This is a genomic window from Enterococcus sp. (genome assembly GCF_022711995.1).
In the GTDB taxonomy this organism is placed as follows: domain Bacteria; phylum Bacillota; class Bacilli; order Lactobacillales; family Enterococcaceae; genus Enterococcus_D.
Map to the genome: position 1 here is coordinate 1 of NZ_JALAHI010000023.1, position 12518 is coordinate 12518.

General features: G+C 39.5%; 15 protein-coding genes and 1 pseudogene. 10 read left to right on the plus strand and 6 right to left on the minus strand.

Going from position 1 to position 12518, the window contains the following annotated elements:
* Positions 1–120: 120 nt before the first annotated feature.
* Positions 121–210, plus strand: a pseudogene (locus Q0A12_RS01980) (recombinase family protein); the annotation flags it as partial.
* A gap of 212 nt (positions 211–422) precedes the next feature.
* On the opposite strand, the gene Q0A12_RS01985 reads toward Q0A12_RS01980, so the two are convergent.
* Positions 423–551, minus strand: coding sequence for a hypothetical protein (locus Q0A12_RS01985; RefSeq protein WP_291291044.1), 129 nt, complete (start codon positions 549–551; stop codon positions 423–425).
* Positions 552–863: 312 nt separating this feature from the next.
* Between Q0A12_RS01985 and Q0A12_RS01990 the strand changes: the two genes are divergently transcribed.
* Genes Q0A12_RS01990 through Q0A12_RS02005 form a run of 4 tightly spaced genes read left to right on the plus strand, consistent with a single transcriptional unit; the run spans position 864 to position 4024 of the window.
* Positions 864–1190 carry a PadR family transcriptional regulator gene (locus Q0A12_RS01990; RefSeq protein WP_291291045.1) on the plus strand — a complete coding sequence of 109 codons (327 nt, stop codon included), beginning with the start codon at positions 864–866 and terminating at the stop codon, positions 1188–1190.
* Positions 1177–1854 carry a DUF2812 domain-containing protein gene (locus tag Q0A12_RS01995; RefSeq protein ID WP_291291046.1) on the plus strand — a complete coding sequence of 226 codons (678 nt, stop codon included), beginning with the start codon at positions 1177–1179 and terminating at the stop codon, positions 1852–1854. Before Q0A12_RS01990 ends, Q0A12_RS01995 begins: the two co-directional genes overlap by 14 nt.
* A gap of 24 nt (positions 1855–1878) precedes the next feature.
* Positions 1879–2778: an ABC transporter ATP-binding protein gene (locus Q0A12_RS02000; protein WP_291291047.1), complete on the plus strand. Its 900-nt coding sequence runs from the start codon at positions 1879–1881 to the stop codon at positions 2776–2778.
* Positions 2771–4024, plus strand: coding sequence for an ABC transporter permease (locus Q0A12_RS02005; protein ID WP_291291048.1), 1254 nt, complete (start codon positions 2771–2773; stop codon positions 4022–4024). The genes Q0A12_RS02000 and Q0A12_RS02005 overlap by 8 nt, the downstream gene beginning before the upstream one ends.
* 286 nt (positions 4025–4310) lie before the next feature.
* Here Q0A12_RS02005 and Q0A12_RS02010 read toward each other — a convergent pair whose 3' ends face one another.
* On the minus strand, positions 4311–5024 hold the full coding sequence (locus Q0A12_RS02010; RefSeq protein WP_291291049.1) for a gamma-glutamyl-gamma-aminobutyrate hydrolase family protein: 714 nt from the start codon (positions 5022–5024) through the stop codon (positions 4311–4313).
* A gap of 182 nt (positions 5025–5206) precedes the next feature.
* Complete coding sequence (locus Q0A12_RS02015; protein ID WP_291291050.1) at positions 5207–5581, minus strand: VOC family protein; 375 nt, start codon at positions 5579–5581, stop codon at positions 5207–5209.
* A gap of 141 nt (positions 5582–5722) precedes the next feature.
* On the opposite strand from Q0A12_RS02015, the gene Q0A12_RS02020 reads away from it, so the two are divergent.
* Positions 5723–6190, plus strand: coding sequence for an NUDIX hydrolase (locus tag Q0A12_RS02020; protein ID WP_291291051.1), 468 nt, complete (start codon positions 5723–5725; stop codon positions 6188–6190).
* Positions 6191–6208: 18 nt separating this feature from the next.
* On the opposite strand, the gene yidA is transcribed toward Q0A12_RS02020, so the two are convergent.
* From yidA to Q0A12_RS02035, 3 genes are read right to left on the minus strand one after another with little or no spacing between them, the layout of a single operon-like run.
* Positions 6209–7021: a sugar-phosphatase gene (yidA, locus tag Q0A12_RS02025; protein WP_291291052.1), complete on the minus strand. Its 813-nt coding sequence runs from the start codon at positions 7019–7021 to the stop codon at positions 6209–6211.
* A 9-nt stretch (positions 7022–7030) separates the two neighbouring features.
* Positions 7031–8398 (minus strand): HD domain-containing protein, encoded by a 1368-nt coding sequence (locus Q0A12_RS02030; protein ID WP_291291053.1) that lies wholly within the window; start codon positions 8396–8398, stop codon positions 7031–7033.
* Complete coding sequence (locus Q0A12_RS02035) at positions 8382–9200, minus strand: lipoate--protein ligase family protein (RefSeq protein WP_291291058.1); 819 nt, start codon at positions 9198–9200, stop codon at positions 8382–8384. The genes Q0A12_RS02030 and Q0A12_RS02035 overlap by 17 nt, the downstream gene beginning before the upstream one ends.
* A 204-nt stretch (positions 9201–9404) precedes the next feature.
* On the opposite strand from Q0A12_RS02035, the gene Q0A12_RS02040 reads away from it, so the two are divergent.
* The 4 genes from Q0A12_RS02040 to Q0A12_RS02055 form a co-directional block, all read left to right on the plus strand.
* Positions 9405–9842 carry a DUF1934 domain-containing protein gene (locus tag Q0A12_RS02040; protein ID WP_291291054.1) on the plus strand — a complete coding sequence of 146 codons (438 nt, stop codon included), beginning with the start codon at positions 9405–9407 and terminating at the stop codon, positions 9840–9842.
* A gap of 86 nt (positions 9843–9928) precedes the next feature.
* Positions 9929–10531 (plus strand): DNA-directed RNA polymerase subunit delta, encoded by a 603-nt coding sequence (gene rpoE / locus Q0A12_RS02045; RefSeq protein WP_291291055.1) that lies wholly within the window; start codon positions 9929–9931, stop codon positions 10529–10531.
* 1188 nt (positions 10532–11719) lie between these two features.
* Positions 11720–12268: a PRD domain-containing protein gene (locus Q0A12_RS02050; protein WP_291291056.1), complete on the plus strand. Its 549-nt coding sequence runs from the start codon at positions 11720–11722 to the stop codon at positions 12266–12268.
* A partial coding sequence (locus tag Q0A12_RS02055) for a PRD domain-containing protein (RefSeq protein WP_291291057.1) occupies positions 12265–12518 on the plus strand: 254 nt, incomplete at its 3' end. The genes Q0A12_RS02050 and Q0A12_RS02055, both read left to right, overlap by 4 nt.

Sequence of the window (12518 nt, forward strand, 5' to 3'; positions counted from 1 at the left end):
AAGTAAATAAGAATTTTTGCAAGAAATAGCTATTCGGCTATTTCTATAAAGGTTATGTTGAAAATATACACTAGACGATTTGTAAGAAGTGGGCAAACGGCAAAGTATGGCTAGCCAAGTATCTGAACAGCTTCTCAAAGTACAACAGGGCAAATTCACCAGCTGATTGAGAACAGTGTAGACAAAAAGAACATTTTTGCTGAAAAATTTTTTGCAATGAGTATTTTAGAAACATCCTATTTTCTCTGACCTTTTAATAATCATTTTGGAGAATAGCTGCTTATCTGTTGCCCAAATCATTTTTAACTACAATGATCCATGGAGATAGCCTTTCACGGTGAAAATTAGGTTTAGTTAACTAAATTTTTCCTTTAGGTTGTCTTTTATTTTATCTTTTTACGTAAAAAGTGTCAGAAAATAATTTATAATTTTTCCACCAAAAGGAAGAGGAATGTCGGATCCCTTGCTTGTTTTCCTGCTGACAAAGCCTCATTTGATGGTTCATCTGCTGTGAATGACATTTTCCGCAACTCGACTTCTCGTGCTATCATCTAGGGAAGCTTCCCCAAAATAACCTCTTCTCTAAGAATACTCATCCCCCTATCGTTTCTTTTCTTGTTTCGCGAAAATAAATTGCTTTTTTCGAGTCTTAATGATGAGGTTTCAAATTAGGAGGAGGATAAGACCTATCCAGCCTTTCTAGTACTGCATTTTTCATAGCATGGATCAATATTCAAACTCTATTAAGTGCAATAAATTCTAAAAATATGGCAAAATGGGTCTACAAAAAGAGATTGACACCCCCTATATCATCCGCTACTATATCAATAAGTGATATAGTTTCCTAGGATGGGGGAAAACAGATGGATGAATCATTGACGGATTCAACCTATTTGATTTTATTAGCTTTGTTACAACCAAAGCATGGCTATGTGATCATGAAACAAATCAATGAAATGAGTCAAGGAACATATGAAATTGGTCCTGCAACAATGTATACCATATTAAAAAAATTGACCAAAAATGAAATGATTAGCCTAGAAGAAACGACGGATCGTAAAAAAATCTATCAAATTACGGCTAAGGGGAAAATGGCGTTGGAGAAAGACATTCAGCGACGAAAACACTTTTTTGAGATCGGTGAACAGATTTTGGATGAGTTTGGGGGACTGGCAGATGAGCAAACGTAAAAAATACTTATATTCACTTGGTGTTGCTTACTATCCCGAAAAAGAGATGATGCGGCTGCAAGAGCAGGCAGCAAAAGGCTGGCAGTTTGTGCATATGAATTCATTCGGTTTTTTGAAGTTTGTTCAAAGCCAACCGCAAGAAAAGAAATTTGCTGTTGATTTTTTTCAAGGGGATTGTACAGATATAGAGGATTATTTGGCGATGTATGAAGCCAGTGGGTGGGAGTATATCAGTTCCTATAAAGATCGGTATTTTTATTTCCAAGCCCCATTAGATGCATCAACTATTTTTAGTGATCAGCAAAGTTACCAGGAACGGATCGATAATGAGGCACGTTATCTGATCAAACGTTCTTTTAGAATGACTGGTATCGGTTTGGTTATTCTTCTGGGGATTTATCTGCTGGATCGCTGGTTGCGGTTTTCGTCCAATGAGGTGCTTGATTTTTCTTATGGCGTTGCTGTTGGGGTGATGTGTACGCCTCTTGCCATTGTTTTGGTGTCATTTCTCATGCGTCGCTTATACAAGAACCGTGCTTCTTTTTACAAAGAGCCGGAGAAATTGGCGAAACGGCAACGGGTGTTGCGGGATACACTGCTCTTTATGGGAGTCGGTGCATTGATTGGAGGAATCATCGGTTTTTTAGCCGGTTATTTTTATTAACTTGAAGATGAGGAAGGTGAAGATGTGTTAGAAGCGAAGAATTTAGTGAAAACATTTGGGGACTATCGGGCTGTAGATCAGTTGTCCTTTCAAATCAATGATGGGGAAATCATGGGGTTGATTGGGCAAAACGGTGCCGGTAAAACGACGACATTTCGATTGATATTAGACTTCTTACGAGCAGATCAAGGAGAAGTTTTATGGAATGGACATCAAATCACAGAGAAGGAATACAATCTGATTGGCTATTTGCCGGAAGAACGGGGACTATATCCAAAAGTAACGATTCAAGATCAATTGATCTATTTTGCTCGCTTGCGGGGGAAAAAGAAAGAAGAAATTGAGCCAAAGATCGACGAATGGATGGAGAAATTCCAAGTAAAAGGCAAGAAAACCGATAAAGTCAAATCATTATCAAAAGGGAATCAGCAAAAAGTCCAATTGATCGCGACATTGATTCATGAACCAAAATTGGTAATTTTGGATGAACCTTTCAGCGGACTCGATCCAGTCAATGCGGAATTGTTGAAAGATGGTATTATTGAACTAAAAGAAAAAGGTTCTTGTGTTATTTTTTCTAGCCACAACATGGATAATGTAGAGAAAATTTGCGATCATTTGATCATGTTACGAAACGGTCAAACGGTTCTTAATGGGAAAGTCCATGACATTCGCGAATCGTTTGGTCGTACAAAAGTCTTTTTAGAATCTTCCTTGTCCAAAGAGGCCATTCTGGCAGTCGAAGGCGTCGAAAAGGTTTTACACAGGGAAGACGGCAGCTATGACATCACTTTGTCGGATCCGACAGTCGGTCGCACATTGTTTGATTTGGCTACAGCTGATGGATATATTCCAATGTTTAACCAACAACCGCCGACACTAGAAGAAATCTTTAAGAGAAAGGCGGGAAAAGTCAATGAGTAAATTTTGGGTGATCGCATTAGATGTATTTAAGAAAAACGTGAAGTCAATCTCGTTTTTGATCATGATATTGATTCCATTTATCGCATTGGGCGTTATTTATATGGTGGGGATTTTCACTGATGGAATGAATGATGTGAATAAAATTGCCGTCTATGCCAATGAACCAGCAATTGCGCAAACGATCGCGTCTCAGAAAAATGAGGATTATCAGTTTGAAGTCGTAGATTCCAAAGAAGCTGGACAAAAACAATTGGCGGATGAAAAAGTTGATGCGGTTTTGATCGTTACGGCGGAGTCTGACAGTATCAAAGGGGAATTGCTGAGTGAGTCATCTATGGGACAAACAGCAGAGTTGACCATCCAACAATTACTTTCTGGCTTGCAAGCTTCGGCACGGGCGGAAGCGCTGGGATTAAATCAAGCGCAAGTTGCTAGTTTAAGTGAGCCAGCAAACTTCAGTAAACAAAAAGTTTCCTTCGCTGAAGATGGCAAAATGGAAGTAGGTGAAGACCATAGTTCGATTCAATTTATTGTGAGTTATGTGGCAACGATCATCTTATTTGTGTTCATCATTACGTATGCGCAAATCATTGCTCAAGAGATTGCTTCAGAAAAAGGGACTCGAATCATGGAAGTCATTTTATCAAGTACACGAGCACAAGTTCATTTTTATGCTAAATTAACCGGTGTGATTATGGTTGCTTTCGCTCAGTTATTGGCTTATGCCGGTATCTTTGCTATCAGTTATTATTGGATCAAAGACATTTCAATGGTCAAAGATGTTCTAGCCAATTTCTCAATGGATGGCTTATTCGGTCCATTCCTGATTTACTCGGTCATCTTTGTCTTATTAGGAATTTTGATTTACTCTGTTCTGTCTGCTTTGTGCGGCTCATTGGTCAATAAAGCAGAAGATACTGCAAAGGCAATCATCCCTGTTACTTACCTTTCTTTGGGAGGGTATATGTTAGGGTTGATTTTAGGGGGGACAGATCCTAATAATATCATTTTGCGGGTCACTTCTTATATTCCATTTTTATCTTCCTATATCATGCCAGTTCGATTGGCTAACGATACAGTAGGGATCGGTGGTGCAACTGTTTCTGTCGTCATCTTAGCAGTGTGCTCTTTGGCATTGATGTTGATTTCAGCAAGAATGTATAAATCAAATGTATTGATTTACAACGATAACGGCATTTTTGCTTCATTGAAACAATCTTTTGTTTTGATGAAGAATGAAAAATGATTCAGCTGACAAATCCTCCGACTAGTCAGTAATCACTAAACACCCGATGAAACCTGAGGTGCTCTCTGTTTACCAAGTGGTATTCAGAAAGCGACCTGCTTTTCATCGGGTGTTTTTGCGTCAAATCAACGGATAGCCTAACTAGCAGACGTTCAAATCAATTTTCATAAATAAGAATATTTAACAAGATCTTTAACGACGATCCGAGTCAGTTGCGGATGGCTGCAGCTTTCTCTAGCTTTTTGAAGCTAGACAAGGAATAGTTGAAGTTTTTGGTGGGAGATGCTTAGAACTGATGAACAAAATAATCGAAAATTTGTTGTTCTGAAGCAATGTCTTGCGCAGTTAGCTCCGGATGCCATTGAATGCCTAAAATCGGTGATGCAAATGCCGAACTTTCAATGGCTTCAACCATACCGTCAGGCGCAGTAGCAATCACTTGAAATTCTTTGGCGACGTCTTTAATGGCCTGATGGTGAAACGAATTGACTTGGTAAGTGGTCCCTAATAATTTGCCTAAGCGGCTGTCAGCAATGATCTCAACAGCGTGGGTAGGAAAGCGAAAAGGGGTAGGGGACTGTACATGCTTGATGGTTGGTTTCTCGACCAATGACAAATCTTGATAGAGGCTGCCGCCAAAAGCCACATTTAGTAATTGCATCCCGCGACAGACACCAAAAATCGGTTTTTTCTGTGCAACGGCTTCTTTGATCAACGCCAATTCAAAGGCATCACGCTCAGGGTGTGTTCCTTGGATCAATGGGTGCAGATCTTCTCCATAATAAAGCGGCGTCACATCGTGGCCACCAGCCAAAAGCAACTTATCGATTTGTGCAATGTATTGGGGAGCATCTTCAGGCACCCCCATTGGTAAAATCAAAGGTAGTCCATCGGCTTCTTGAATCTGTGTCACAAAATTTTTAGGGGTATATGTAATCCAATGGGCGTCTCCATCAATGATGGAGCGTTCATTTCCAGCAATGCCAATTACTGGTTTCATAAGCATTCTCCTTCCAAGTCTAACAATAAAAATACAAACAAAAAAGGCCGGTGACAAAACAGCAGACCTTCTCCGAACGGGCAGAGAAGCCTGACACTTCCACAATGGGAGGTGTCAGATATTGTCCTCTGCCCGTTCGGATACACCATTTGCTGAAGCGTTTCTGTCACAGCAGCCATTTTTTATTTTTCGCGAATGACTTCTATTTTGTAGCCATCTGGGTCTTTAACGAAATAGTAAGAAGGTGATGTACCAGGCAAGCCTTTTAAGTCTGTTACGTCAAAGCCGGCTGTTTTATGTTGTTCGTGAAGTTTTTCTAAATCATCGGTACTGATAGCAATATGACCATAGCCATCTCCTAAATCATAACCAGGATGATCATAGTTATAGGTCAATTCTAATTCATAATCGTCACCAGGTAATGTTAAATACACCAAAGTGAATTGATTTTCTGGAAAATCGCGACGGCGTGACTCTTCAAAACCGAACGCTTCTTGGTAAAATGCAAGTGATGCTTCAAGATCCTTCACTCGTACACAAGTATGTGCCATTTTCATTTGTCATTCATCCTCTCAGTCTTAGTAATTCCATGATAACATATCCCTATTTTTTTGTGGTAAGAAAAACCTATCAAGTTGGAACTTGTCGTCGTTGGCTTCCTAAGGTAGAATGGAAAGAAAACGTTAATGGAGGGGAAAATGGGGAACAAGGAACGAGTGTTTGGGCAAAAAGAGCCGGGGGCAAACTATACGTCACGATTCGGCGCTTATGTCGTGATTCCGAATGAACAGCAACAATTGATTTTGGTCCAAGCACCGAATGGCGCCTTCTTTTTACCAGGAGGGGAGATTGAGCCTGGCGAAACAAAGGAAGAAACCATCGAACGAGAATTGGTGGAAGAGGTAGGAATTGCAGGAGAGATCGCCAGTTATTTAGGCGAGGCGGTAGATTATTTTTATTCCCGTCATCGTAAGACTTATTATCATCATCCAGCTTATTTTTATTTGATGACGAAGTGGCAAAAAGTAGGCGAGCCTACGGAAACCTTCAACCAACTTTCTTGGCATACAGCAGAAGAAGCAATCCATTTATTGAAACGCGGCAGTCATATCTGGGCGGTCAAACAATGGGCAGCACAAAAAGACAGCGAGCCTGCAGGGCAATGATCGCTGTCTTTTTTTTCGTTAATTTAAAACATATTCATTGATAACTTTTGCCACACCATCTTCTTCATTGGAAGCAGTGATGACATCGGCTGCTTGTTTGACGTTGTCTGTGGCATTTGCCATCGCAACGCCAATGCCGGCATATTCCACCATGGTTAGATCATTTTCATTGTCGCCAATGGCCATGACTTCTTCTTGTGAGATGCCTAATTGTTCCGCAAGTTTTTGAACAGCAGCTCCTTTATGCGCTTCTTTGTTCAGGACTTCTAAGAAAAATGGTGCACTTTTAACGATATTGAACCGCTCTGTCAGAGAAGCAGGCAATTTTGGAATAACAGCATCAATCAATTCAGGTTCATCGATCATCATCATTTTGATAATATTCAAATCCGCAGTCATTTCTTCCGGTGTCCGATATTTCAGCGGCATATTGACCAAAAAGGCTTCATAAATCGTGTAAGGACTGATGTCTCGGTTGGCCGTATACATCGTGTCTTGCGTTTCTACATGCAAATGGATACCAAACTTGCGCGCAGTCATCTCGATTTCTAAGTAATCTTCATGGGTAAGACCAAATTCAGAAACGATTTCTTTGGTTTTTGTCTGTTGTACAAGAGAACCATTGTAAGTGATCACATAGTCTGTGTCAGAAAAAAGATCCAATTCGCTTAATAAATCTTGGACCCCTGTTAAAGGACGACCCGTGCATAACACGATTCGGACACCCTGTGCTTCCGCAGCTTTAAGTGCTTGATACACACCGGGTGTGATTTTTCGGTCATTGTTCAGTAACGTGCCATCGATATCGATGGCAATCAGTTTGATGCTCATAACTTCCTCCTAGTTGTTCGTATTGATCAAGGCGCCATTGCGAATATGTTTCGCAAACTCTTGATACGTTTCCCAAAATAAATCATAGTGATTTTGTAGAGCGGGGTCAATCATTTCTTTTGGGAAATAAAAGCGCTGGTCCCCTTGTGTTTGACCGGCAAGTGCGGCAACTAGTTGGCTAGCCTTGGATAATTCCACTAAGGAACCATCTTTTTCTTGCAGTTCGATTTGTGTCCGGTGCATGCCGGATGTCGGGCGATAAAAGTCATAAGGCAGATCAAAACTGGAATTGATTGCGGTATAGTAATCGGGGTTAAATCCGACTTTTTCAACCAAAGATTGCAGCTCATGAATCAACGGCCGTTGTGATTCTTCAAATCGTGCCGATTTCAGTGGCTTGCGATTCAAAAATCGTTTCGCCAAGTCGCTAAGAATAGGATCATTTTCTTCGGTCCATTGTGTGAAATACGTATTTAGGACACCGTCATCAAGTTTCAAGTATTCTTCCAGCGTAAAATGCTGTCTCAGAAAGGGCAGTAACAGTTGCGAATGGGATTGGAAGAGCTCCTCATCTTTTTGGTATAATTCAGCGGCTCGATTTAGTAAATGTGCTAAGATGACTTCCATTCCCCGAGAACTGGCATGGAAATAGACTTGGACATACATTTGGTAACGGCTGACAATATAGTCTTCCACCGCATGCATCCCATTCATGGAAAAGGCAATCCCACCTGCGTAAGGACGAATGACACGCAAAATTCGCGTGAGATCAAAGGTGCCATATTCCGTTCCAGTAAAATATGCATCCCGTAACAAATAGTCCATGCGATCCGCATCGATCTGACTGGAAATCATTTGAACCACTTGTGGATTCGGGTATGTCTTAGTAATAACACTAGCGACTTTTTCAGGAAATCCTGCTTCCACCCGATTAAGGATTTGATAGACCTCTGTTTCTGGCGAAGTAATGATCGCTACAGTGATGGCTTCGTGATCCGTGTGAAAAATGTGTTCAAATGTATGAGAATAAGGGCCATGGCCGACATCATGCAACAAGGCAGCACATAAAGTGACCAGTCGTTCTTGATCATCCCAGCCATCGGCACCAACTTTTTCAATTGGAAAGTTACGCTGAAACAAATCGCAAATACGGCGACTGATTTCATATACCCCCAAGGAATGGGAGAAGCGGCTGTGTTCGGCACCGTGAAAAGTAAACGAAGAAGTCCCTAATTGTTTGATACGTCGCAAACGCTGAACTTCTTTCGAATTGATTAGGTCTAAAATCACTTGGTGTTGCACATGTACATAGTTATGGACGGGATCCCGGAAAACTTTCTCAATCGCTAGTGTTTGGTATTTATAAGGAATGCTCATTGGGACTCTCCTTTATCGGTTGATTTCGTTGGTACATACTGGTCATCCGCGTTTCTAATAATGCTGATTGCTTATTTTGGGCAATCCAATCGGTAACTGCCACCGGACTGATCGACTGCTTCGTCAGTCGGATCAATGCCTCTTGTAGCCGAGAAGCAGCTTCTGCTACTGAAAAAGGTTGCTGCAGTGCGTCTTGCAGTGTGCTCATGCTGGCAGGGTCCACCGCGGGATAGCCATTGGTACCAAATTGTTCTTTCAAGCTTGCTTGATAAAACCTTTTGACGAGTTCGCCCCGCTGTTGCTGATGGCCATTCACGCTAAGGTACATCATGACCGCAATGCCCTCTTTGATCCTCCGTTGCGCAGTCCCGGCAATTTTCTTTCCGTCGATACTCAAGTCAAAGGTACCCGGACAGTAAGAGTTCGGTATTTCTTTAGCGAGGATTTCTTTTTCCGGAAAGGCTTCGTGCATCAAATCGACCATCCGTTGATAAGCCGCATCGGTGGTGGCTGCCAGCGCTTTTGGAAAAATCCAGGAAACATTTAAAACGCCGGCATCGTTGATGACCCCAAGACCGCCAGAATTACGGATGATTGGCTGAAAGCCCGCAGCAGTCAACACCTTGATTCCTTCATCGAAGAAAGGAACTCGAGTATCTTTCATTCCTAAAATCATGGTATCTGGCAGTTGCCAAAAATGTAAAAATTCTTGATGATGAACGCCTGCATATTCACTCAAAACATCCGTCAATGCAAACGGTAAAAAATGATTCTCATTTGTTTGGGGATCAAATGACAACATTTGATCCAGTAATTTAATGGTCACGGTCAGCTTAGATTCTCCTTCAATCATTCATATCTATTCCTATTATATATGAAGATTGTAAAAAAATTGAATCAAAAAACCAGGAAAGCGTTCTAATCTGGTTGATTTAACTGAAATGATTGACAAAAGAGGGGAAAAAAGGAAAAATGGAACTGAAATCTTCTAAGGAGGCACTATATCATGAGGGAATTGTCACAAGGAATCCCGATTTCGATTCATTTAACGACAAAGGTCGAGCAGTCGGGAGAAACACAAGATTTTTTGTTTGATTTACAAGGGCAGGCGGTAAAAATCGGCGACACATTGTATTTGAGATACAAAGAGATGCAACCAGAAGGCGTCGAAGTACCAGTGACAATGAAAATTATGCCAGACGGTGTGATCCAATTGATTCGCTCAGGCGAAATGCGTACCCGTTTAAAATTTGCATATAAAGAACGTTTAGAAACCAGTTACCAAACACCATACGGCACGATGCATTTCCATACATACACCAGTCACTTGCATGTCAGCTTAAAAGATCGTCCATATTCAGGGAAAGTGGATGTTCATTATGATTTATTTATGATGGAAGATAAAGTTGGAGAATACAAACTATCTTTAGAGTTTACTGCTTAAATAAATGCAAATTTTGAAAGATTAAATTGCAATTTGCCTCACATTTTTGTATGATTAGGAGTAGACTGTGAAAGGACGTGTCCCGTTTGGAAATTAATGTATTTGAAGGTGTAAATAAAAACGAATTGTCAATGATCGAAGTTGCCCATGCGATTTTAGAGCAACGTGGTGACGTGATGGATTTTTCCGATTTGGTCAACCAAATCCAAAATTATCTTGAAACTTCGGACAGCGAGATTCGTGATTCTTTGGCGCAGTTTTATACAGACTTGAATATCGATGGCAGTTTTATTTCTTTGGGAGACAATCGCTGGGGATTGCGTTCATGGTATGCGATCGACTCAATCGATGAAGAAGTCAACCATGGAATCGATGATGAAGATGAAGATACGCCACGTCGTCGCAAGCGCAAGAAAGTCAATGCCTTTATTAGTGACGATGAAGACGCGATCGATTATAACGATGATGACCCAGAGGATACTGATTTGTCTGACGACGATGAAGATGATCTTTTTGACGATGATGACGATGAGGATGAAGAAATCTCCGCATATAACTCGGATCTGCAAGAAATTGGTGCAGACAATAACGACGATGACGAAGAAGAACTACCAGGAAACATTGAAGAGGATCTGACAATCATTGATGATGACGAAGATGAGTTTGATGACGAAGAAGAAGAGGAGTAATCCTCTTCTTTTTGCGTCCAGGAAATAGCTCGTAGGGAAAGCAGTATAGAAGAATTTACTTAGAAAAAAAGAAAACCCATTCTTCCTAAGGAAGGTTGAATAATGACCTTTTATCAGGAACTGAGGTCTCGTAGCGTTGATTTTTACTTTGTTCAAAGTGATTAATCTAGCTCCTCAAAGGTGGAATCCTACGCTAACTGATGAGAGTGTCTTTATATTTTTGAACACTGGATCTATCTACCAACATCCCTAATTTGACAAAAAAATCTTGGCGATTTTTTTTGTTAAATAGCTCATAAATGATCGAGACGATTTTTAGCTTAACTGTTGCTTTCACTTCATGTAACAGTATAGCGAGTTTTTTTACGTACATCGTGGAGGCACTGATGCTAAAAATAAGAAATATATTTAGCATGACTAGTTTTTGAATTATTGTTTGTGAGACCTAGAATCTGTTCGGATCCTGTTAGGTAAGTTGCCTAACCATACTTGCACTTTATTGAATAATGAAAAAGTTTCGATAACTGAAACCTGTAGATTCCCCCTCAACTTTCTGTTCTGGATATTTGGTTTAAGAGCATGTCCTTTTCGTTTCAGTAAAAGAGTTGAAAAGCAACTACTTTAGTTAAGGAGTTATTAATAGTCTCAAAATGCACTTATTCGAGCAGGTTTTGATCTCCGAATAAAGATAGTCGCAAGAATATTATCCTCAGCATGAATCCACTTTTTAACGACTGACATCATACTTGAAGAACAAGGAAAAGTCCGGAAAATTTTTAAAGAGACAATCATTGAAGATGTACTTCAAAACCAGTAGAATAGTGAAAAAATTTTTTATAAGAAAGCAAATAATCTAACTAGTTCTGCCGAATTCTTTAATAAACCAAAAATTTTAATACAGGTTTTTCTGAACAGAAGTATCCATTTAATGTCGTAAAACTTTTTTATGTGCGGAACAGAAATATGTTGACGTTTTCAATTTGAAAAGGTATAATTTTTTTGCCCAGTCACATAGATGGATTATTCTCGTATAGTAAACAAATTGAATATGACTGATTTTACTAGGATGGTTATTGATAATATCAAGCTAAACCTGAGTACAAGTTGGTAGGATTACACAAGTTATTTTTGTGTTGTTTTATCGACTGTGCTCATTTTTTTTTGGCAAAATTTAGAAAGGAGTAAATAATGCATATTGAAAAGATTCTGAATAATAATGTTGTGATAAGCTCAAACGAACTTCAACAAGAAATTATTGTGTTAGGCAAAGGAATAGCTTTTCAAAAAAAAATTGGGGATACAATTGATTGGAAAGAGGATACAAAAAAGTTTGTTTTAGAAAGTCAGGATTTGTCGGGAAAATATCAACAGATAATTGCTAGTATCCCTTTAGAGTATCTATCTGTTACGGATGAAATAATTATGAATATTAAGCTGAAATTGGGCAAGAAGCTAAGTGAAAGTATATACATTTCATTGACAGATCATATTTATACGGCGATTCAACGGAAAAAACAGGGGATTTCTTTAAAAAATGCCATGTTATGGGAAATAAAGCGATTTTATCCGGTGGAGTTTAAATTAGGGAAAGAATCAATTGAAATAATCAAAAAATTGCTGGAGGTAAAGCTACCTGAAGATGAAGCGGGTTTCATTGCTTTCCACATCGTTAATGCAGAACTTGATGACCAGGCCCAAAACTCTTATGAAATAAGTAAAGTGATGCTGAGATATTGAGTATTGTCAAATACCATTTTAATAGATCTTTTGATGAAGATTCTGTCTATTTTTTTCGGTTTATAACTCATTTAAAATTTCTTTCTCAGCGTCTAATTAGTGGAAGTTTGCATATTGATCATGATAAAAAGTTACACATAGCAATAAAGAAAAGTTATCCGGGATGTTACCATTGTGCGGAAAAGATTAATACATTTTTGCAAAAAAAATATCAGTATCAATTGACTAACGAAGAATTGAGCTATCTTAC

Bases quoted from the DNA above. Each gene is read 5' to 3' on its own strand.
- Q0A12_RS01985 (WP_291291044.1), bottom strand. From the start codon at position 551: ATGATAGCACGAGAAGTCGAGTTGCGGAAAATGTCATTCACAGCAGAT.
- Q0A12_RS01990 (WP_291291045.1), top strand. From the start codon at position 864: ATGGATGAATCATTGACGGATTCAACCTATTTGATTTTATTAGCTTTG.
- Q0A12_RS01995 (WP_291291046.1), top strand. From the start codon at position 1,177: ATGAGCAAACGTAAAAAATACTTATATTCACTTGGTGTTGCTTACTAT.
- Q0A12_RS02005 (WP_291291048.1), top strand. From the start codon at position 2,771: ATGAGTAAATTTTGGGTGATCGCATTAGATGTATTTAAGAAAAACGTG.
- Q0A12_RS02010 (WP_291291049.1), bottom strand. From the start codon at position 5,024: ATGAAACCAGTAATTGGCATTGCTGGAAATGAACGCTCCATCATTGAT.
- Q0A12_RS02015 (WP_291291050.1), bottom strand. From the start codon at position 5,581: ATGAAAATGGCACATACTTGTGTACGAGTGAAGGATCTTGAAGCATCA.
- Q0A12_RS02020 (WP_291291051.1), top strand. From the start codon at position 5,723: ATGGGGAACAAGGAACGAGTGTTTGGGCAAAAAGAGCCGGGGGCAAAC.
- yidA (WP_291291052.1), bottom strand. From the start codon at position 7,021: ATGAGCATCAAACTGATTGCCATCGATATCGATGGCACGTTACTGAAC.
- Q0A12_RS02030 (WP_291291053.1), bottom strand. From the start codon at position 8,398: ATGAGCATTCCTTATAAATACCAAACACTAGCGATTGAGAAAGTTTTC.
- Q0A12_RS02035 (WP_291291058.1), bottom strand. From the start codon at position 9,200: ATGTTGTCATTTGATCCCCAAACAAATGAGAATCATTTTTTACCGTTT.
- Q0A12_RS02040 (WP_291291054.1), top strand. From the start codon at position 9,405: ATGAGGGAATTGTCACAAGGAATCCCGATTTCGATTCATTTAACGACA.
- Q0A12_RS02050 (WP_291291056.1), top strand. From the start codon at position 11,720: ATGCATATTGAAAAGATTCTGAATAATAATGTTGTGATAAGCTCAAAC.